Raw genomic sequence first — 20878 nt, forward strand, 5'->3', positions numbered from 1 at the left:
AAATTAGCTTTTCCACAGAAAAAGTCCACCCTAATAGTAATAAATTTAAATTTATAAATTTGAATTTATTTATAAGATTCGGTTCTTTTGTGGATAACTAAGAAAAGTTTAAATTTAAATTCAAAACTCATGAGTTAAATTTAGATTTCACATAAGTTGTGGATAACTATGTTGATATAAGTGTTAATAACTTATATTTAATTTTAAAACAAATAGTTATATTGTGGTTAACTTATATATAGGTATTTGAATACAATTTTTTTAATCCCTATTTACAATTTTGATTTCAGTCTTATTTGAAAAGAAAGTGGCTTTTGCATTGACAGCTCAAGCAATGAGCACTAAAATCGCGGACCTTTATAGAAAGATCATTTTTGGAGTTTCAATATGAAACGTACATTCCAACCATCTGAATTAAAGCGTAAACGCGTTCATGGTTTCCGTGCTCGTATGGCTACTAAAGCTGGTCGTCAAGTTCTAGCTCGCCGTCGTGCAAAAGGTCGTCACAGCTTAACTGTTTAATCAGTTAGGCTTTGCCGATTTTGGGTGTTATGACTACACTTTATAGTTTTGGTACAGAGCTTCGTTTACGCTGTGCTGCAGATTATAAAGGAGTCTTTGATGGTGCGCTTTTTAAAGTGCATCAACCCCATTTCCTTTTTCTTGCAAAACATTCCGAACTGCCAAACAGCCGTTTGGGTTTAGTTGTTGCCAAGAAAAAAGTGCGCCGTGCGCACGAACGAAATCGAGTAAAACGACTTGCTCGCGAAAGTTTTCGCCTGCATCAACAGCAACTAGATGATTTGGATATTGTGGTTATGCCTAAAGTAGGTATAGAAGCGGTACCGAACGCAGAGTTGCATCAGCAATTACAATTTGCCTGGCAGAAACTCAACCGTCTTGCCAAAAAGCATTCCAAAATAGCATCATCCTCCCCACAAAAGTAGAGATGGCCAATGGTACGTTTACTGCATTGGTTAATACGTTTCTATCAGATTGCGATTAGTCCTTTATTGGGACCACGCTGTCGTTATATTCCAACATGTTCTCAATATTCCTTGGAAGCAGTCCATACACATGGAGCTGTACGTGGTGTGTGGCTGGCTACTAAGCGTATTTGCCGTTGTCATCCGTGGGGTGGCTCTGGATATGATCCGGTTCCCCCGAAAGCGATTCGTTTTATTTCATTTCAGCAAATAGATTCTCAAACGCTTCACGTTGCTGTACCCTTTCGTGATCGTTTATTGAACCAAAATCACTCTAACCACTTGGGGTAATACATATGCAACAATGGGCCAGGATTGCAATTCTCGGAGCCATGTTTGTTGTCGCATATTTGCTCATTTTGGCGTGGCAAAAAGATTATGGCAATGCTGAAACCAAACCACAGCAAGAAGCTGCGGTTGTTTCACATGAAGTATCTGCAGATTTGCCAAATGCTCAGACGGCGACGACCGCCTCTGATCTGCCACAAGCAAATATGCCAGCGCAGCAAGCAACGGATGCCACCGCACCTGTAAGTCAGCAGCTTATTTCAGTACAAACTGACCTTTATCATCTTTGGATCAATCCTAAAGGTGGTGATATTGTTCGTGTTGAATTACTCAATCATGACAAGAATAAAGACAGCGATGAACCGTTCGTCATGCTGGAAAGCGATGCGAAACGGACTTATGTCGCCCAGTCGGGTCTGATCGGTCTGAATGGACCGGACAGCAGCCGTAATGGCCGTCCAACCTATGAGCTGGAAAAAACGGTTTATACACTGGCAGATGCCAAAGCCGCTAAAAATAAAGATGGCGAAACTGTCAAAGTACTTTCTGTACCTATGGTCTTTAAAACGGCTGATGGTGTAGAAGTCATTAAAACCTTCAACTTTACTGAAGGTGAATATCCGGTAGTTGTGAATCACAAAGTGGTCAACCGCAGCGGCCAGACCTGGCAAGGTCAGATGTTCGGTCAGATCAAACGTGACAATTCCGAAGATCCAGGTAAATCTGATCAGGGTATCTTCACACTGGGAACGTTCCTGGGCGGCGCTTGGGGTACACCGGATGAAAACTACAACAAGTTAAAATTTGACAACTTTGTTGAAGAAAAACTGAATACCGAAGCCAAAGGCGGCTGGGTTGCGATGGTGCAGCACTACTTCGTGAGTGCCTGGGTGCCAGGTAACCTGAAATTGACTCAAGCCAATGGTGAAGCCTACAGTGCGAAGCTGGAATCACGTAAATCAACTGATAACATGAATATCATTGGTTTTACTTCTCCAACTTTCAATGTGCCTGCAGGCACCGTAGCTGAAATCGATGCGACCTTCTACTCTGGTCCAAAAGTTCAATCGGAGCTGAAAGACCTAGCGACTGGTCTGAACCAGACTGTAGATTATGGCTGGTTATGGCCAATTGCCAAACTGCTGTTTGTTGGTCTTGAGTTCTTCCATGGTCTAGTGGGTAACTGGGGTTGGGCAATCATCCTGTTAACCGTACTGGTTAAACTGATCCTGTGGCCATTGTCGTCGAAGAGCTACCGCTCTATGGCGAAAATGCGTGTGATTGCACCTGAAATGCAACGCATGAAAGAAGAGTTCGGTGAAGACCGTATGCGCTTCTCTCAGGAAATGATGGCACTGTACAAACGTGAGCAGGTGAATCCACTTGCTGGCTGTTTACCACTGTTACTGCAAATGCCAATTTTCCTGGCACTGTACTGGGTATTGATGGAATCTGTAGAACTGCGTCATGCACCATGGATGTTCTGGATTCAGGATTTATCTTCAATGGATCCTTGGTTTATCCTGCCATTGATCATGGGGGCGACCATGTATATTCAGCAGATGCTGAATCCGCAGCCAACTGATCCAATGCAGGCGAAAGTGTTCAAGATTATGCCAGTGATCTTTACAGTATTCTTGCTGTTCTTCCCGGCAGGTCTGGTGTTGTACTGGATTGTGAACAACTTGATCACGATCTTGCAGCAAACACTGATCAACAAGTCTGTTGCCAAAGACCGTGCTAAACGCGATGAGGCAACACCAGTCAACTAAGTTGTACTGATGGGCTGAATAAATCCGCTTAAGATGGTAATCTTGAGCGGATTTTTTTTGCTGTACTTTTAAGTTTTTCTAGGTGAATGTTATGCTCGACCGAACTACGATTGCTGCGATTGCAACTCCCCCAGGACGTGGCGGTGTAGGTGTCATTCGCCTGTCAGGTCCCAAGTCTTATGAAATTGCCCAGGCCTTGAGCCAAAAAGATTTGCCCAAAGCCCGTTTTGCCGGGTTCCGTCAGTTCTATGATGCAGCCGGTGAAGTAATGGACGAAGGTCTGGTGATCTGCTTCCCGAATCCGAATTCCTTTACTGGTGAAGATGTAGTAGAACTGCAAGGTCATGGTGGCCCGGTGATTCAGAATGCCCTGTTGGGCCGTTTGCTGGAACTGGGTGCCACTGCAGCCAAAGCCGGTGAATTCTCGATGCGTGCCTTTGAGAATGGCAAGCTGGATCTGGTACAGGCTGAAGCCATTGCCGATCTGATTGATGCGACCTCCCAAGCGGCTGCCCGGTCTGCAGTCCGTTCTCTACAAGGGGCATTCTCGACTAAGGTCAATACGGTATTAGAACAGCTGATTCATTTGCGTTTGCATGTCGAAGCGGCGATTGATTTTCCTGAAGAAGAAATCGACTTCCTGGCGGATGGCAAGATTTTAAATCTGCTGGATGGCGTGGCGAATGCCGTCACTCAGGTTCAGCAATCTGCACGTCAGGGTCAGTTACTGCGCGAAGGTCTACAAGTGGTGATTGCCGGTAAACCGAATGCAGGTAAATCTTCCTTGCTCAATGCCCTAGCAGGTAATGAACGTGCGATTGTGACCGATATTGCAGGGACAACCCGTGATGTATTGCATGAAAAGATCACATTGAATGGCCTGCCGATTACCCTGACCGATACTGCTGGTCTGCGGGAAACCGGCGATATCGTGGAAAAAGAAGGCATTCGCCGCGCGATTAAAGAAATTGAACAGGCCGATCTGCTGTTGCTGGTTTATGACCTGAGCCAAGGTGATGACCCATTACAACTCGCTCAAGAATATTTTGCCGAGCATCTCGAGCCAAAACGTCTGATCCTGATTGGGAATAAAGCCGATTTGACCGGTGCTGATGCTGTCATGGGGGATTTTAAGGGCTTCCGTCACATTACCGTTTCAGCCAAGCAAGAAACTGGCGTCCAGTCGCTCATAGATGCGATTACGGCGCATGCAGGCTTCCAGCCTGAAGAAGATACCTTTATTGCCCGTACCCGCCATTTAGACGCAATGAAGCGCACTCAGATGTACCTAGCTGAAGCCCGTGAGCAACTTGTAGTGTATAACGCAGGTGAACTGGTCGCAGAGTCTTTACGTCTGGCACAGAATGCGCTGGGCGAAATTACGGGTGACTTTAGTGCGGATGACCTGCTGGGCAAGATCTTTGGATCGTTCTGTATTGGAAAATAATCCTTAAGTTATATAAAAAAGCCCTCAAATGTGGGCTTTTTTATTAGGCTTTTAGCTGCAATTTTTGATGCCATAACCAAAGGATTAGACAGAGTGCACTGATCGCCACACAGAAACTGATCACGGCAAATCCTAAGCCGAAGTGATCAGCCAGATACCCCACCGCGATAATCGGCACAATCGTGCCCAAATAGCCAATAAACAGGTAAGTCGACATCACGGCTGCCCGATTTTGCAAGGTTGTGATCGCATGAATCACACCGAATGCGCCCATTAAGGCAAAACCATGTCCAATCCCGAATAAGATATCACTGGCGAAGAACAAGATACTTGCTTTAAGGATCATACAAAGAGCAAGGCTAACCAAGCTCACCAGCATAATCATCAAGCCAATATTCAGACATTTCTTTGCAGGAACAGCTTTAGCAAAGAACTGCACCACAGCAGAAATCAGCAAAATGCAGGTAATGGCGGTACCACTGACCAAAGGACCATGCCAAGGTAAGATATCCTGCACAAAAGACGGTGACAGTGAAGCAAATAAACTGAAAGCAGCAAAGGCATTAAATGCAGTCAATCCCACAATCATGAATACAGCATGATACTGAGGTTCAGGACGCAGTAATTTCGGTGCAATACTAAAAGGCTGGCGTTCAAAAGCAGGTGTTTTTAGCCAGAATAATCCGACAAAACACAGCACTGCCCCAAGAATAATTGGGAGGTATGGAGTAATTAATGGAGCTTGAGAAAACTGCGCAATTACCCCACCCACAAACGGCCCCAAACCAAAACCTATAGCCGTCAGAATCGATACCAGTTGTGGTGCAAGCTGCTTATGAGTTTCTGGAATGGTTTGCATCATGCCCAGCATTGCTGAAGTGGTCATCAGGCCTGAAGCAATGCCAATAATAAAACGACCCACCGACAAAATCAGCGCATTCTCGGCAAAGACTGAAATGACCAAGCCAATGCTAATAAATACCAGGCCAATTTGCAGGGTTCTTAAGAAACCAATCGTGTTGCTGGTACGTCGCAGGAATAACAAGGTACCCAGACAGCCAAACATATAGGCGACAAAAATATAGGTAATCTGGCTTGGGGATAAATGCCAGATCTGTTGATAAATGGGATAAAGCGGACTTGCCAGTGCTGTACCGATGGTACCCATAATCAATGCAAGACTGACCATGGCGAAAGGTCGCCATGAGATATTTTCTGTCATGTAGCTGCCGTAAAAGTTTCACCACACTTTAAAAAGAATGATGTGGAAGAAAGAAGAGAATGGGTGGCAGTGTATCGGTTAGATGAAAAAGCGGTCAATTATCTTGCTGTAAACAAAACAAAAATATTGAGCTAAACAATCAGCCATAACGTTTTAATAATTTTAAAAACTCAGCCAGTTTTTCTTCATTGACTGCAGCTTCTCCAATGACATGCTCTCTTAAATGGGTTTCGATCAATTCATTCATCAAACCGTTTATGGCACCTTTAACGGCTGCAACCTGTTGCAGGACCTGAATACAACCTGCTTCAGGATTCAGGAGAGACTGCTCTACAGCGTTCATCTGACCTTGCAAGCGCCGTACCCGGTTTAATATTTTTTTATCATCATGTACATGACTCACCACAAATCTCCAAAAATAAATATACTAGGGGGGAGTATTAATAACAGTTCCCTTTTATGCAAAAACATAACGCCGATTCGCACAGCCATCAATTTGATGAAGGTAATCCACTCGCACAGAAAAAGATTCTGTTTGCCACGATTCTGACCGCCGTCATGATGGTGCTGGAAGTATTAGGGGGATGGATCTTCCAGTCAATGGCTTTGCTTGCCGATGGCTGGCATATGGGCTCGCATGTATTGGCCTTGGGGCTGGCTTACTTTGCCTATAAAGCTGCCCGCCATTATACGAATGATCCCCGCTTTAATATGGGCACCTGGCGGATTGAAATTCTGGCCAGTTATAGCAGTGCAATTTTATTGCTTGTGGTAGCCGGTTTTATGGCGATTCATTCAGTAGAACGTCTATTTTCGCCAATTCAGATTCATTATAACGAAGCCATTCCAATCGCGATTTTAGGACTATTGATTAATCTGGCCTGTGCTTGGTTGCTGCATGATGATGGGCACCATCACCATGATCATCATCATGGGCATTCCCATCACGAGCATGATAATAATCATGGTCATCATGACTTGAACCATAAAGCGGCCTTTCTGCATGTGGTTGCTGATGCTGTAACTTCTGTTCTGGCCATTATTGCCTTGTTTGCTGGAAAATATATGGGCTGGGATTTTCTCGATGCAGTACTGGGACTGGTCGGCTCAATCCTGATTGCACGCTGGGCGATTGGCCTGCTAAAGCAAAGTGCCAAGACTTTACTGGATGCCGATATGGATGCCCCAGTGGTCGAAGAAATACGTGAAGTCATTGCTGAATATGGGAATGATCTGCATTTAACTGACCTGCATGTATCGAGAGTCGGTAAAGGTAAATTTTCCTGTTTTGTTGCCGTTCAAACGGGAATCCCCATTAGTGCTGATCAAATCCGTGAGGCGATCTCTATTCATGAAGAAATTGTGCATATCTCGGTGGAAGTGAATCAGCATTAAAGGGGCAATGTTCCACGTGAAACATGATTGATTGATCAGTTCGATTTGAACATCAGGCTACATAAAATAGTCAGAATTTTCTTTTTAAAAAGACTAAAATCGAAACACATTTAACTTGCACCTGAGCAGGACATTCATGCAAATAAGAAATATGCTGCTGGCTTTGACCCTCTTCCCTGGCCTTAGCTTTGCCAATGTGGATACGGTTAAAGCCAATCTGGCAAAAAACAGTCCCAACCTAAAAATTGAAAATATTCAGCCTACCGAAATGAAAGGAATCTATAGCGGTTCCATGCAGGGGCAGATTGTCTATCTGAATGAAGATGCCCAGCATCTCCTAGCTGGTTCAATGTTCCGTATTCAGGACCAGCATAATCTGACTCAGGATTTATTACTCAAACAAAACAGTGTCGACTGGAAAAAGTTACCGCTACAGGATGCGATTAAATCAGTCAGAGGGACAGGAAAACGTCAGCTTGCCATCTTTTCTGACCCAAATTGCCCGTATTGTAAACAACTTGAAGTAGAGCTGAAAAAACTCAAAGATGTCACGATTTATACCTTCATCCTGCCTTTAAAACAGCAGTCAATTGCGCCGTCCAAACAGGTTTATTGTGAAAAAAATCCAGCACAGGCTTGGGAAGACCTGATTGGTCAAGGTATACAACCTAAATCGAAAAAGAGCTGTGCAAACCCGATTGAACGTAATAAACAGCTGGCACAATCACTCGGTGTAAATGGCACACCAGCGATTATTTTCTCGAATGGTTTTAAAGTCATAGGCGCTCAGCCAGCAGAACAGATTGAACAAGGTTTCAAAGAATTCGGCCTGTAAAATTCTGACTATACTCAATAAATAAAAAAAGAGCACTTAAACCAGTGCTCTTTTTTTATGAAAGAAACTTATTCCAAGCAGGGCTTAGATTCGTTTGCGTTTGGTCACCATATTATAGATAAACAGGATGACTACAGCACCAATCACTGAGGCAATAAAGCCTGCGGCAGAATCTTGGGAATACAAGCCCAGCATACGCCCGGCAAAGGTCGCAACCAGTGAACCGGCAATCCCCAACAGGGTCGTAACAATGAATCCAGCCTTGTCATCACCAGGATGAATCGCGCGTGCAACCAGACCCGCAATAAAACCCACTACAATTGCAACGATAATTGACCACATCAGCATACTCCTTGTTATCATGTCTTTGTTTTTACATCAGGTTTATCTTGCGGCAAGAAAAGCACTGAAAAAAGTCATGTCCTGCAACGGGCTGTAGTGTTTTTGTTCTCTGTGTTACTGAAATGATTCAAGAAATAAAAAAAAGTGGCACGAAGCCACTTCTTTTAAACCGGTTCTTAAAGACCGATTTCACCAATAAATGGAATATGACGGTATTTTTGATCATAGTCCAGGCCATAACCAACAATGAACTTGTCTTCGACTTCAAAGCCTAGGAATTTTACTTCCAGCTCGATTTCACGACGTGAAGGTTTACTCACCAGAGTGCACAGTTCAATTGAGTTTGGCTGACGGGTTTGCAGGATTTCCAGGACTTTGCTTAAGGTATTACCTGAGTCGATAATATCCTCAACCACCAGCACATCTTTACCACGGATTTCACCGTCCAGATCTTTCAGGATTTTGACATCACGGCTCGAAATCGTACCGCCGCCGTAGCTGGATACAGTCATGAAGTCGAGTTCATGTGGCTTGGTAATGGCACGACACAAGTCTGCCATGAAAATCACTGAACCGCGTAACAAACCGATAAGTACAAGCTCTTTGTCACTATTGGCATAGTGTGCATCGATTTTAGCACCAAGCTCTTTGACTTTAGCTTGAATTTCTTCAGCGGAAATCATTACGCTCATTTGAACGGTCATGGGTAGATACCTAAAAAATAAAAATAGCAAAATAAAAAAGGTGTTGACCTGCAACACCTGAATTGCAGCAATTTTAATACATCCTTGCTTGAGATGCACCTGTTTTACTTGCTGTAAATGTAATCAATTTTCGGGCTGCTGTGAATCTCTCTTCAGCGCAAAAGCACAGACGGCGAAGATTGCAGCCAAAATGATCCTACGCTGACGCGATTTATTGGGCCTTGACATAGACAGCCTGTCCATAGACATAGGTTGCTGCAATATTACGGTCATCCCCCAGCATGGTCAGTGCAAAAAAGGTATCTTCAATATTTTTGGCCCTGCTCTGGCGTAGTTGTTGTAAAGCGGTGGCATTAAGATCCAGCACCACAAAGTCTGCTTCTTTGCCCACATTGAAATTCCCCAAGCGGTCATCCAGACTTAAGGCTTTCGCACCACCTAGGGTCGCATGATATAGCGACTCAAAAGCCGAAAGTTTTTCTCCTTGCAGCTGTTGCACTTTATAAGCCTCATTTAGGGTTTGGAGCTGGTTAAAGGAGGTTCCTGCCCCGATATCAGTACCCAAGCCGACTTTCACGCCTTTATCCCAGGCTTTCTTCAGTGGAAATAAACCGCTACCCAGGAACAGGTTTGAGGTTGGACAGAAGGCAATCGCAGAGTCGGTTTGATGCATACAATCCCACTCCCCTTCTTCCAGATGCACACAATGCGCAAATACGGATTTAGCGCCGGTCAGCCCATAATGATGATAGACATCCAGATAGCCTTCACGTTCCGGAAAGAGTTCTTTTACCCAGGCAATCTCATTTTTGTTTTCACTGAGATGAGTATGGATATAAACATCTGGATATTCGACTTTTAACTGCCCTGCTTTTTCCAGCTGTTCAGGCGTTGAGGTCGGAGCAAAACGTGGCGTAATCGCATAAAGATTACGTCCTTTACCATGCCATTTCTCAATCAGGGCTTTAGAGTCGCTATAGGCAGATTCTGCAGTATCCGTCAGGGCTTCAGGTGCATGGCGGTCCATTAGCACTTTACCGGCAATCAGACGCATATTCTGTGCTGTAGCCGCTTCGAACAGTGCTTCTACCGAGGCTGGATGAACGGTACAGAACACCAAAGCTGTGGTTGTACCATTTTTCAGCAATTCCTGAATAAAGAACTGTGCAATTTTCTGGCTATACGCCGGATCCTGAAACTGGATCTCAGTCGGGAAGGTATAAGTATTTAACCATTCTAGTAGCTGTTCCCCATAAGCACCGACCATTTCAGTTTGCGGGAAATGGATATGGGTATCGATCATACCCGGAATGATGAGCTGTTCAGGATAATAAGTAATATCCAGACCTTCAGGGAGCTGCTGCTGACCTTCCTGCCAGGAACCAAACCACTGGATTATTCCATTTTTTATGATGAGTAAACCATCTTCTATATAACGCACTTGGTCGTGAATTTCACGTGCTTGGGCAACTGTATTCTGGATATCGAGGAAACGACCACGGATAGCTGTCGTCGCAATGTAAGAAGACATTGAAAACCTGCACTTTGTAATTTTTTCGATTGATTGTAGCTGAAAAGTTCTAGCCTGTATGGGAAATACACAACTAAAAATCCCCAAATTTTAACAATGCAAAATAGCGGCCAAGATCAAAGCAATTATCACGAGATTTTTAAATTAGATTTAAATAAAGAAAATGATGCTAATTAAAGTAGCCAAAACGATCACTGGCCTGAAATAAAAAAAGCCCGCATTTTGCGGACTTATCAGGAATGACGAAGCAATTATTTATAGCGCTGTTTCATTGTATTTTTTGCTATGACGGATTGATAACCATGCGGTAATTGTCAGCACAATGACAATAAAGCTCAGGGAAATCCAGATCGGCATATGGAATACTTCCAGCATCAGCATCTTGAAGCCGATAAAGACCAGAATGATCCCGAGGCCATAAGGCAGATAGTACATTTTTGATGCAGCACCAGCGAGCAGGAAGAACATGGCACGCAGACCCAGAATCGCCATCAGGTTCGCTGTTAAAACAATAAAGGGATCGGTGGTGACAGCGAAAATGGCTGGGATCGAGTCTACCGCAAAGATCACATCAGAAGCTTCCACCAGAATCAGCACCAGAAATAATGGCGTTGCCCACAGGACACCGTTCTGATGCACAAAAAATTTATTGCCACGCATTTGCGGCGTAATCCGGATATGTTTGCGTAGCCATTTCAGAACTGCCATATCTTCAATATCGGTATGCTCTTCTCCTTGGCCGCGCAGGAATTTAAAACCGGTATAAACCAGAAAAGCACCGAAGATATACAGAATCCACGAGAACTCCTGTACGAACCATGCGCCAATAAAAATAAAGATGGTCCGCAGAATAATGGCACCCAAAACGCCATAGAGCAGCAGCTGGCGTTGCAGTGCAGGAGGAATAGCAAAGGCAGCAAAGATCATCAGCCAGACAAAGACATTATCAATTGCCAGAGATTTTTCCAGCAAATAACCGGCAAAGTATTCCATCACCTTCTGGTTTGCCAGAGCAGCACCTGAAGTCTGTTCCAGATACAGCCATAATGCACCGCCAAACAGAGTCGCTACACTGACCCAGGCAACACTCCAGTAGGCGGCAGTGCGGACTTTGGTGGGCTGTCCGTGCTGATGCTTAAAGCCGATAAAATCGATGACCAGCATCACTGCAACGATAATGAAAAAAGCCAGATACAGCCAAGGTGTACCAATTGTTTCCATGGGAATTCTCCACATCTGACAATCGGCCATAAAAAAACCTTGACCTGCTGCCAGATGAAATACATCTATAACAACATGATCAAGGTCTTGCCTACATCTTTGTGCTCTACTGGATGAGATCCAGTCGCATTCCAAGATGCTCAGATACCGACTTTTTGCAAAGTGTAATGACGATATTCTGACACGTTCAAAAACTGAAACTTCATTCTTAAACGTTTGGAGGAGGCTACTCCCCTTGTTCAAACTCAATTCTGTTTGAGCAATTGCTCAATATCAAATGAGCATGACAGATTTTATGTATAATCACAAATTATTTTACAAAAAGCAGCGTTTAATCAGCAGCTTTGGGCAGAAAGTCCAAACGCTGAACCAAATAAAGACTAAGCAGAAATCCAAGAATCGCCAGCCCTGCGCCTACCCAGCCAATGCTCGATAGCCCGATCTGAAGTGTGACCATACTGCCAAGCAAAGCTCCTCCGCCAATCCCGACGTTATACAGGCCTGAATAAATGGCCATGGCAACATCTGTGGCATCTGCAGCCAGGTTCAGGGTTTTGGATTGTAGAGCCAAGCTGAAACCAATGATGCTCAAACCCCATAGTAGAGATAAGCCAGACAGACCTGTGACTGTGCTCGACAGTGGTAATAACAGCAGCATGGAAATAACCAGTCCAAAAGTAAAAGCAGGAATAGTCATTTTCGGAAACTGTGCGGCAAAGCGGCCAAACAGATAAGAACCCAGGAATCCTGCTCCGCCATAAACCAGAAGTAAAGTTGTGGTCTGGGCTGAATCAAAGCGGGCGATATTCAGGGAGAATGGTTCAATATAGCTATAAGCGGTAAACTGCGCCGTAATCACCAGAATGGTGAGGGTAAAGACTAGCATCAGGCTTGGACGTTTGATCAGGCTTTTTAAGCTGCTGAGGGAGCCTGAATTGACACTTGGAAGCAATGGCAAGGTTTTGGCCAGAATCAGGCAAATGATCAATGCGAGACACGCAATCAGGGCAAAACTATTACGCCAGCCATACGCCTCACCAATCATCCGGCCAAATGGAATACCGAGCACCATCGCCATCGCCGTTCCTGTGGCTAATAAACCAAGTGCCTGAAACTCTTTACCTTTCGGTGCGACCCGAACCGCGAGTGAAGCGGTAATCGACCAGAACAAGGCATGTGCGATGGCAATCCCTATCCGGCTGATCACCAGCGTGCTAAAACTCCAGGCAAAATAGGACAGCACATGACTTAAAATAAAGACCGCAAAGACCAGCATCAGTAGAAAACGCCGTTCTATGGCTTTGGTGAGCAGCATGATCGGAAGAGATAGTAGGGCCACGATCCAGGCATAAATGGTCAGCATGATACCGGCCTGAGTGGCGGACATGGCAAAGCTTTGCCCGATTCCACTCAGTAAGGCCACAGGAATAAATTCAGTAGTGTTAAAAATAAAAGCCGCGCAGGCTAAAGCGATGACACCAATCCATTGCTTGGTGACGGAAGAAGCGGAAGATGAGTCAGACATACGAAGTTGCATGCAAAAAGATGCTGCATTCTAATCCTGTCTTTCTCAATTAGGGAGTAGCTAAAATTAAATTTTTGGGGTGATATGTGATGACTCAAACTGCATCACCCTCAATCAGGCAAAATAGAGAAATAAAAAGTTATCAATATTTGAAAAAAATCACAGGAAATGATGAAAGAAAATAAAAAATTTCATCCAATATTAAAAACTTAACAATAATTCATATTATTTCTTTAAGAAGATGTTTTAAATTAAATAAACCAATAATTTTATTAAGAGATCAGCCTTCAGTATGGACATTCAACATCAAGATTCAAAACGCGGCGGTGTATTTTTTATGGAGGAAGATGGTCGACGTCTTGCTGAAATTACATATCAGTGGCAAGAAGCATCGACCATCGTGGCTGATCATACCTGGGTAGATAATTCCTTACGCGGTCAAGGCGTAGCACGCAAAATGCTGGATGTACTGGTCGACTTTGCCCGCAAGAATAGCTTAAAAATTATTCCCCAGTGTTCCTATGTAGATGTCATGTTTAAACGTGATCGCAGCCTACAGGATGTGGCAGCTGCTATTTAGCAATTGAATTAAACTTATCCAAGATAGAGATATGTTGTAATTTGCCCTTAAGTACAGGTACAGAAATACGCTGCAGCAGGTTATATACGCCATAACCTGCCATCAGGCCTATGCTGTTCCATAATACTTCTTCATATTTGCCTAACAGCGTAAGTATTCCCATCATCAGGCTTACACTGATATAAAAAAACATACGACGGCGAACAAACTGTAAAAGCGTCCAGCCTACAAAAACTGAACTGAGCAGAATGTTGGTCTCGGTCGTCAAGGCCATCTCATTCAACATAATTAAAAGCATAAAACATATACACAACAACGCTACAGTGAAAATCAGATCTTTTAACATCAGGTTTCACTCCTTCATCATTATCGCTATATATCTGAAATCATTGATTTCCTCTCAGGAGGTAATTGTTAGAAGTTTTCTTTGGAAAAGCAAACCTAAAACAATGTAAGCAAAAACGGATATTTGCTTAAAAAATGATCGACTTAAATTAAAATAATTGATTAAATTATGCTTTTAATTCTTTCTTCAGTGAGATGACCTTATGCTACAGCTTTGCTACGCCAGTGAACGGATAGAATCTGAACAAGAGTTATTACAGGATCTTAGCGATATATTATCTGTAGCGAGAAAATTTAATAAAGCTCATCAGATTAACGGGGTTTTATATTATTCCCACGGCAAGTTTTTTCAATGTCTAGAAGGTGAAGCAGAGGCGGTAGAAAATCTGTTTCAGAGCATTTGCCGTGATCCACGCCATCATCAGGTGCTTCGCTTTCAGGATGCAACGGTAGAACGTCCACATTTCTCGGAATGGTCGATGAAATATGTCCATAAACATAGTGAAATTTCTTCTTTATTTTCACGTTTCGGTTTAGGCCAGTTTGAACCTCATGCACTGCAACAGGAACAGCTGGGCGGATTCCTGGAACTGCTCTATCGTCTGGATGAAAATCAGGCCAATCTTGCTTCTCCTCAAGGTTATAAACAGCGTGGTTATATTCCCTATTTTTAATTGATGCTAAAAAATAAAAAAGTCCGCATAGCGGACTTTTTTGCTGCCGATAATGATCTAAGTCATTTCAATCATGACCTTTAAAGCCTTTTCGTCAGAAGCATGTTTAAACACATCATAAGCCTTTTCAAATTCAGCAAACTTAAAGTGATGGGTGGCCAGTTTTTCCAGTGGTAACTTGCCGGAACAGCAGGTCTTGAGCAGCATACCGGTGGTATTGGTATTGACCAGACCTGTGGTAATGGTCAGGTTTTTAATCCAGAGTTTATTCAGTTCAAAATTGACGGATTTGCCATGTACACCGACATTGGCCAGATGGCCGCCTTCTTTCACAATGTGCTGGCAAATATTCCAGGTGGCTTCCAAGCCCACCGCTTCAATAGCACAGTCCACCCCTCGCCCATCAGTGAGTTCCAGTACACGTTGAATAGCATCCTCATTGGCTGAATTCACGGTATGGGTGGCCCCGACAGTTTTGGCAAATTCCAGCCGGTTATCATCGACATCGACCATGATGATATTGGCTGGAGAATAAAACTGGGCAGTGAGCAAGGCACTCATGCCAATCGGGCCGGCACCGACAATCGCTACATTGTCTCCCGGTTTGACCTGACCATATTGCACACCAATTTCATGGGAGGTCGGCAAAATATCGGAAAGAAAGACCGCAACATCTTCATTCAGACCTTCTGGTAGGTGATAGAGAGAAGTATCGGCAAATGGGGTTCGGACATATTCGGCATGAGTGCCGTCAATCATATAGCCCATGATCCAGCCACCCTCGTTTCTACAATGGGCATACAGCTGTTTCTGACAGTTTTCGCAGGTGCCGCAGCGGCTGACACAGGAAATAATCACCCGATCACCTTTTTTAAAGTTTTGAACTGCAGAACCAACTTCTTCCACAATACCAATACCTTCATGACCGAGAATCCGGCCATTAAAGCTGCCGGTTTTTTCTTTTGCGACCTCTTCAATTTCGGGGTTTTTACCTTTCCAGATCCCGAGGTCGGTACCACAAATGGTGACTTTGCTAAGTTTGATAATGGCATCAGTAGGTTGCAGAATTTGGGGAATAGGACGTTCTTCAAAACGAATATCATTGGCGCCGTAATACACCATGGCTTTCATTGTTGTCATGACAGATCTCCTAAGGAAATGAGGGTCTGAACAAGAGAGGTAAAGCTATTTTTTTGCTGCCTTTACAGCCTGGAAAATCATCAGGAGGGTGAAGGATAAAAGAGGATCGAAATACTGTTGTTCTTATTGATTGTGCCTAGGGCACTCAAAGACTGCAATGAGTCTTATATCCAGATTGCAACAAAAGATAATGAAAAGAAAAAAGATAAATTTTAGCTGTTTTAATAGTGAAATAAGAAAGTTGATTTGAACTTGAATGAAGTTTAATTTTCTTAAAAAAGATAGAAAGCGAATTTAATGTTTAAAATAAAAAAGCCCGCTATTACGGGCTTTTTCATATAAATCTTTAAGCTTTTAAAGCACTAATCAGTTTTTGATGCAGACCACCAAAACCGCCATTGGACATGATTACTACAGCGTCGCCCTCACCTGCTTCAGCCACTACAGTCTGGATAATCTCATCCAGAGTACGTGCGACTACAGCTTTATTTGGTGCAGCGTCAATCACCGGTTGCAGATCCCAATCCAGGCCTTCAGGTTGATACCAGATCACTTCATCGGCCAGACGCGCGGAATGTGCCAACCCATCTTTATGGCTGCCCATACGCATGGTATTGGAACGTGGTTCAATAATCGCCCACAGTTTACGTTCACCGAGACGCTTGCGTGCGCCGTCGAGCGTAGTATCAATTGCAGTCGGGTGATGGGCAAAGTCATCATAGACTTCAATGCCGCGTACAGTGTCCAGCAGTTCCATACGGCGCTTAACACCGCCAAAGTTTGAAAGTGCTTCACAAGCCGTTTCAATAGAGACACCGACATGTTCAGCAGCGGCAATGGTGGCCAAGGCATTCGCCACCGAATGCTGCCCGGTCATATTCCACTGTACTTCGCCTTTGACTACGCCCTGTTGCAGGACTTTGAAATGCGAACCATCTGCTGACAATTGTTCAGCATAAAGCTCAGATTTTTCATTGGCATCTAAAGAAGTACGAACCACAGGTGTCCAGCAGCCCTGCTCTAGCACTTCATCAATATTCGTTTCAGTAATTGGCGCAATAATACGGCCTTCACTTGGAATGGTACGCACTAAATGGTGGAACTGTTTCTGGATTGCTGCCAGATCATCAAAGATATCGGCATGGTCAAATTCCAGATTGTTCAGAATTGCCGTCTTAGGATGGTAATGCACGAATTTAGAACGCTTGTCGAAGAAAGCAGAATCGTATTCATCGGCTTCAACACAGAAGTATTTACCGCCACCTAAGCGCGCACTTTCAGAAAAGCCAAGCGGTACACCGCCAATCAGGAAGCCAGGTTCTAAACCGGCCTGATCCAGTACCCATGCCAGCATGGTGGTGGTTGTGGTTTTACCATGCGTACCGGCTACACCTAAAACGTGTTTACCTTGTAGCACATGATCTGCCAGGAACTGCGGACCTGAAATATAAGGCAGGCCTTCATTCAGCATATATTCTACAGCATCAATACCACGTTTCATGGCATTGCCGACAATGATCAGATCCGGATGCGGCTGTAAATGGCTGCGGTCGTAGCCCTGCATTAAAGTAATGCCTGCATTTTCCAGCTGGGTCGACATCGGTGGATAAACGTTTTGATCCGATCCTGTCACCTTATGGCCTAGATCACGTGCCAGTAATGCCAGTGAACCCATAAAGGTGCCACAAATACCCAAAATATGCAGATGCATCTACTTCACTCCATTTTGCCTGACACATCACTTTGTACTGGTGCTGTTGCCATGATTTATTCGATTTGCAAGCAACGATAGCAAGGCTTTGACCGAAAAGATAGTCAAAGTTCAAGCATTCCTGCGGGATTTTTTAAATCCTGTTTCACAGACAAATTCAGGGAAATTTTCAAGCTTCCGGAATATCTTTTGGCAAAATAAATCGTAAAATAAGCCCGAACTTTTTGCAGAGTGCATGCAGATGCTACCGGCTCTATTTCTTCTGGTGATTGCCAACTGTTTTATGACCTTGGCCTGGTACGGACATCTCAAATTCCTGCCGCATGATGCACCGCTGTGGCAGGCGATTTTATTTAGCTGGGCCATTGCCTTGTTTGAATATAGCCTGATGATTCCAGCGACCAAATTATTAGCCCAACAGGGACTGGCGGTGGGTCAAATGAAGATTACTCAGGAAGTCGTCACTCTACTGGTCTTTGTTCCCTTTATGATCTTCCTGTTCAAACAGCCGTTTAAACTGGATTATTTATGGGCAGCGCTATGTCTCTGTGGCTGTGTCTATTTTGTATTCCGCAGTTCCTGAAATCATCTACTAGCCACTACTTCCCTATTTTTATTCCAGTTTTTAAGAATCCAATAAAAAAATAAGAAAAATCGAGCCTTGCTTTGACCGTTAAATTTTATGAAGCTGAAAAATCAGTCTATAATATGCATTCCTATTCAAGCTTGGCTCTCTCGTCGAGATTTATCTTTCTTACTTTAATCTCTGGAAAATTTGCAATGAATGCGGCTGCTGCACAAGATACTCCTCTCGTAGGTATTATCATGGGTTCTCAATCAGATTGGGCAACTCTCGAACACACTGCCAAAATGCTCAAGCAGCTTGGTGTCCCATTTGAAGCCGAAGTCGTTTCCGCACACCGTACCCCGGACCGTCTGTTTGAATATGCTGAACAAGCGCGTGATCGTGGTATTCAGGTGATTATTGCCGGTGCAGGTGGTGCAGCGCATTTACCAGGTATGTGTGCAGCCAAAACTGATCTGCCAGTACTGGGTGTACCCGTCAAATCTTCGATCTTAAATGGTGTCGATTCATTGCTTTCTATCGTGCAAATGCCAGCGGGTATCGCCGTAGGAACATTGGCGATCGGTCCTGCCGGTGCAACCAATGCAGCCATTATGGCAGCACAGATTTTAGGTTTAACCCGTCCAGAGATCGCAAAAAATGTCGCAGATTTCCGCGCGGCACAAACCGAGAAAGTCGCAAGTAACAATATTCCAGGTCAAATGTAAGTCCAAGCTTAATACGGGATCAAACACAATGGATAAAACCATCGGTATTTTTGGTGGCGGCCAGTTAGGTCGGATGATGGCACAAGCCGCACTACCTCTAAATATTCAATGTACGTTCTTTGAAGCCAATACGGACTGCCCTTCTGCGGCTTTGGGTCCGGTTTTCTCAACAAAAGCTGTAAATGGCTTGCAGGATTTCATCAATAGTGCAGATGTCTTCAGCCTGGAGTTTGAAAATACACCCCTAGCTGATGTCGACGTTTTAACGCAAAACAAAGATCTGCATCCGCCTCGTCAGGCATTAGCCATTGCACAGCATCGTCTGTCTGAAAAGGCACTATTTGATGAACTGGAAATTCCGGTTGCACCATATAAAGCGGTGACTTCAGTCGAAAGCTTGCAGGCGGCCGTTGCTGAGCTTGGCTTACCGATCGTGCTAAAAACCTCTCGTGGTGGTTATGACGGCAAAGGCCAGTTCGTTCTACGTTCAGCAGATCAGATTGATCAGGCCTGGGCGGAACTCGGCCCTGCTGGTGAATTGATTGCCGAAAGTTTTGTGACTTTCTCGCGTGAAGTATCCATCATTGCGGTACGTGGTCAAAATGGTGATGTCAAAACCTGGCCATTGGCTGAAAATCATCACCATAACGGCATCCTGTCGCATTCCATCGTTCCGGCACCCAATAGTGCGGATCTGCAGCCAGTCGCGCAGGATTACATCACTCGCCTGCTCAATCACTTGAATTATGTGGGTGTCTTGACCCTTGAGCTGTTTGTGACAGACAAAGGCCTGTATGCCAATGAAATGGCACCACGTGTGCATAACTCAGGTCACTGGTCGATTGAAGGCGCTGTCTGCTCGCAGTTTGAAAACCATATTCGTGCGGTCGCAGGTCTGCCACTGGGTTCAACTGAAGTGGTGCGTCCAACCGTGATGGTGAACATTATCGGTCAGCATCCCAAATCTGAAGATGTCCTGACTTTAGAAGGCGCACACCTGCATTTGTACAATAAAACAGAACGTGAAGGTCGCAAGATTGGTCACATCACTTTGATGCCCACAGACAGCGCTCAGCTGACCACTTTATGCCGTCAACTGGCGAAGATTTTACCGAATCCATTGGCATTGAGCGAAGATATGACCATCTAAGCTTTAAGCTGCTGATAAAAAAAGCGATCACTTCGGTGATCGCTTTTTTATTTGTCCAGATTCAGGCATGATTGCGCCTCTTTAAAAATCCCCTGCCATTGGTCGGATCATTTTTAAAATCAATTGCTTATAAACTGATCAATTGAGTATAAATATAATAATTTAATTCGCTGCTATTTTGGGCTGAATTCTGGGTTATTCACTTGTGGATAAACTTAATATTGAGTTTGAATTTAAAACTGGAAATAGATTTTGAATTTAAATTCATAAAAATAAATTCAAATTTAAAAATGAACTTTGAATTTAAACTTCGCTGCTTAAATTTAAATTCAAAAATATGAATTCAAATTTAAAAGCTGATCAATGAATTCAAAGTTCTGAATTTAAATATAGTTACTTCTAATAAAAATGAATTTAAAATAGAAATACTATATACCAGAAGCCTTTGGCTGATTGAGCAGTCCTAATCTAAAGACAAGTTATCCACAATAAATTTTTAAATTCAAAAGTAATTTCCTGAGTTTTGAATTTAAATTTAAAAAATGAGCCTGATTTGAATTTAAAATGGACTTGTGGATAAGTTTTTAAATGGCGGATTCAAGCGGCAAGTGCAACAGTATAAAAACCAGCCATAACTTCACTCGGTGTATACCAACCTAGTGTTTTTCTAGGACGATGGTTGAGTGCAAATTCTATCTGCTCTATTTGTTCGTTTGA

22 protein-coding genes and 1 pseudogene are annotated in these 20878 nt (G+C 43.7%); 12 read left to right on the forward strand and 11 right to left on the reverse strand.

The window, feature by feature from the left end; genetic code table 11:
- Positions 1 to 387 precede the first annotated feature (387 nt).
- The 5 genes from rpmH (at position 388) to mnmE (ending at position 4493) form a co-directional block, all read left to right on the forward strand.
- On the forward strand, positions 388 to 522 hold the full coding sequence (gene rpmH, locus FTU19_RS12060; protein WP_000831329.1) for a 50S ribosomal protein L34: 135 nt from the start codon (positions 388 to 390) through the stop codon (positions 520 to 522).
- Positions 523 to 551: 29 nt separating this feature from the next.
- The gene (rnpA, locus tag FTU19_RS12065) at positions 552 to 947 is read left to right on the forward strand and encodes a ribonuclease P protein component (protein WP_034706193.1); all 396 of its coding nucleotides are present in this window, start codon (positions 552 to 554) and stop codon (positions 945 to 947) included.
- 9 nt (positions 948 to 956) lie between these two features.
- Positions 957 to 1277, forward strand: coding sequence for a membrane protein insertion efficiency factor YidD (yidD, locus tag FTU19_RS12070; protein ID WP_005233127.1), 321 nt, complete (start codon positions 957 to 959; stop codon positions 1275 to 1277).
- A 5-nt stretch (positions 1278 to 1282) separates the two neighbouring features.
- Positions 1283 to 3046 carry a membrane protein insertase YidC gene (gene yidC / locus FTU19_RS12075; protein ID WP_180018422.1) on the forward strand — a complete coding sequence of 588 codons (1764 nt, stop codon included), beginning with the start codon at positions 1283 to 1285 and terminating at the stop codon, positions 3044 to 3046.
- Positions 3047 to 3137: 91 nt separating this feature from the next.
- On the forward strand, positions 3138 to 4493 hold the full coding sequence (gene mnmE, locus FTU19_RS12080) for a tRNA uridine-5-carboxymethylaminomethyl(34) synthesis GTPase MnmE (protein ID WP_125279429.1): 1356 nt from the start codon (positions 3138 to 3140) through the stop codon (positions 4491 to 4493).
- Positions 4494 to 4536: 43 nt separating this feature from the next.
- Here the strand turns inward: mnmE and FTU19_RS12085 are convergent, their stop codons facing one another.
- Positions 4537 to 5682 (reverse strand): MFS transporter, encoded by a 1146-nt coding sequence (locus FTU19_RS12085; protein WP_180131413.1) that lies wholly within the window; start codon positions 5680 to 5682, stop codon positions 4537 to 4539.
- 172 nt (positions 5683 to 5854) lie between these two features.
- Positions 5855 to 6118, reverse strand: coding sequence for a metal/formaldehyde-sensitive transcriptional repressor (locus tag FTU19_RS12090; protein ID WP_159124458.1), 264 nt, complete (start codon positions 6116 to 6118; stop codon positions 5855 to 5857).
- Between the two features lie 56 nt (positions 6119 to 6174).
- Between FTU19_RS12090 and dmeF the strand changes: the two genes are divergently transcribed.
- Both dmeF and FTU19_RS12100 read left to right on the forward strand, forming a co-directional pair.
- Positions 6175 to 7110, forward strand: a complete 936-nt coding sequence (gene dmeF / locus FTU19_RS12095) for a CDF family Co(II)/Ni(II) efflux transporter DmeF (RefSeq protein ID WP_180131404.1) — start codon at positions 6175 to 6177, stop codon at positions 7108 to 7110.
- Positions 7111 to 7246: 136 nt separating this feature from the next.
- Positions 7247 to 7945 carry a DsbC family protein gene (locus FTU19_RS12100; RefSeq protein ID WP_180131406.1) on the forward strand — a complete coding sequence of 233 codons (699 nt, stop codon included), beginning with the start codon at positions 7247 to 7249 and terminating at the stop codon, positions 7943 to 7945.
- Positions 7946 to 8029: 84 nt separating this feature from the next.
- On the opposite strand, the gene FTU19_RS12105 is transcribed toward FTU19_RS12100, so the two are convergent.
- The 5 genes from FTU19_RS12105 to FTU19_RS12125 form a co-directional block, all read right to left on the reverse strand.
- Complete coding sequence (locus FTU19_RS12105) at positions 8030 to 8287, reverse strand: GlsB/YeaQ/YmgE family stress response membrane protein (RefSeq protein WP_034171345.1); 258 nt, start codon at positions 8285 to 8287, stop codon at positions 8030 to 8032.
- Between the two features lie 176 nt (positions 8288 to 8463).
- On the reverse strand, positions 8464 to 8991 hold the full coding sequence (gene hpt / locus FTU19_RS12110) for a hypoxanthine phosphoribosyltransferase (protein ID WP_004780337.1): 528 nt from the start codon (positions 8989 to 8991) through the stop codon (positions 8464 to 8466).
- Between the two features lie 211 nt (positions 8992 to 9202).
- Positions 9203 to 10522 carry a guanine deaminase gene (gene guaD / locus FTU19_RS12115; RefSeq protein WP_180070363.1) on the reverse strand — a complete coding sequence of 440 codons (1320 nt, stop codon included), beginning with the start codon at positions 10520 to 10522 and terminating at the stop codon, positions 9203 to 9205.
- A 255-nt stretch (positions 10523 to 10777) separates the two neighbouring features.
- A complete protein-coding gene (locus FTU19_RS12120) occupies positions 10778 to 11743 on the reverse strand; it encodes a TerC family protein (RefSeq protein WP_180053994.1) in 966 nt (321 codons plus the stop codon).
- Positions 11744 to 12074: 331 nt separating this feature from the next.
- Positions 12075 to 13268: a sugar transporter gene (locus FTU19_RS12125; RefSeq protein ID WP_180053999.1), complete on the reverse strand. Its 1194-nt coding sequence runs from the start codon at positions 13266 to 13268 to the stop codon at positions 12075 to 12077.
- A 292-nt stretch (positions 13269 to 13560) separates the two neighbouring features.
- Between FTU19_RS12125 and FTU19_RS12130 the strand changes: the two genes are divergently transcribed.
- Complete coding sequence (locus FTU19_RS12130) at positions 13561 to 13848, forward strand: GNAT family N-acetyltransferase (RefSeq protein ID WP_004780333.1); 288 nt, start codon at positions 13561 to 13563, stop codon at positions 13846 to 13848.
- Here FTU19_RS12130 and FTU19_RS12135 read toward each other — a convergent pair.
- The gene (locus FTU19_RS12135) at positions 13841 to 14134 is read right to left on the reverse strand and encodes a hypothetical protein (protein ID WP_257219785.1); all 294 of its coding nucleotides are present in this window, start codon (positions 14132 to 14134) and stop codon (positions 13841 to 13843) included. The two genes, FTU19_RS12130 and FTU19_RS12135, sit on opposite strands and share 8 nt — an antisense overlap.
- A gap of 262 nt (positions 14135 to 14396) precedes the next feature.
- Between FTU19_RS12135 and FTU19_RS12140 the strand changes: the two genes are divergently transcribed.
- A complete protein-coding gene (locus tag FTU19_RS12140; RefSeq protein ID WP_166139259.1) occupies positions 14397 to 14867 on the forward strand; it encodes a BLUF domain-containing protein in 471 nt (156 codons plus the stop codon).
- Positions 14868 to 14924: 57 nt separating this feature from the next.
- Here FTU19_RS12140 and FTU19_RS12145 read toward each other — a convergent pair whose 3' ends face one another.
- The gene (locus FTU19_RS12145) at positions 14925 to 16007 is read right to left on the reverse strand and encodes a zinc-dependent alcohol dehydrogenase family protein (protein WP_180053993.1); all 1083 of its coding nucleotides are present in this window, start codon (positions 16005 to 16007) and stop codon (positions 14925 to 14927) included.
- Between the two features lie 346 nt (positions 16008 to 16353).
- Entirely contained in the window at positions 16354 to 17718 is a 1365-nt protein-coding gene (gene mpl, locus FTU19_RS12150) for a UDP-N-acetylmuramate:L-alanyl-gamma-D-glutamyl-meso-diaminopimelate ligase (RefSeq protein ID WP_180131409.1), read from the reverse strand.
- A gap of 241 nt (positions 17719 to 17959) precedes the next feature.
- On the opposite strand from mpl, the gene FTU19_RS12155 reads away from it, so the two are divergent.
- The 3 genes from FTU19_RS12155 to FTU19_RS12165 all read left to right on the forward strand — a co-directional run bounded on the left by FTU19_RS12155 (position 17960) and on the right by FTU19_RS12165 (position 20161).
- On the forward strand, positions 17960 to 18301 hold the full coding sequence (locus FTU19_RS12155) for a DMT family protein (protein ID WP_004780323.1): 342 nt from the start codon (positions 17960 to 17962) through the stop codon (positions 18299 to 18301).
- A 197-nt stretch (positions 18302 to 18498) separates the two neighbouring features.
- Positions 18499 to 19011, forward strand: a complete 513-nt coding sequence (gene purE, locus FTU19_RS12160; RefSeq protein ID WP_004780321.1) for a 5-(carboxyamino)imidazole ribonucleotide mutase — start codon at positions 18499 to 18501, stop codon at positions 19009 to 19011.
- A gap of 28 nt (positions 19012 to 19039) precedes the next feature.
- Positions 19040 to 20161 carry a 5-(carboxyamino)imidazole ribonucleotide synthase gene (locus FTU19_RS12165; RefSeq protein ID WP_179993046.1) on the forward strand — a complete coding sequence of 374 codons (1122 nt, stop codon included), beginning with the start codon at positions 19040 to 19042 and terminating at the stop codon, positions 20159 to 20161.
- A gap of 597 nt (positions 20162 to 20758) precedes the next feature.
- On the opposite strand, the pseudogene FTU19_RS12170 reads toward FTU19_RS12165, so the two are convergent.
- Positions 20759 to 20878, reverse strand: a pseudogene (locus FTU19_RS12170) (IS30 family transposase); the annotation flags it as partial.

It is taken from the genome of Acinetobacter sp. YH12072 (genome assembly GCF_013419565.1).
Taxonomy (GTDB): Bacteria; Pseudomonadota; Gammaproteobacteria; order Pseudomonadales; family Moraxellaceae; genus Acinetobacter.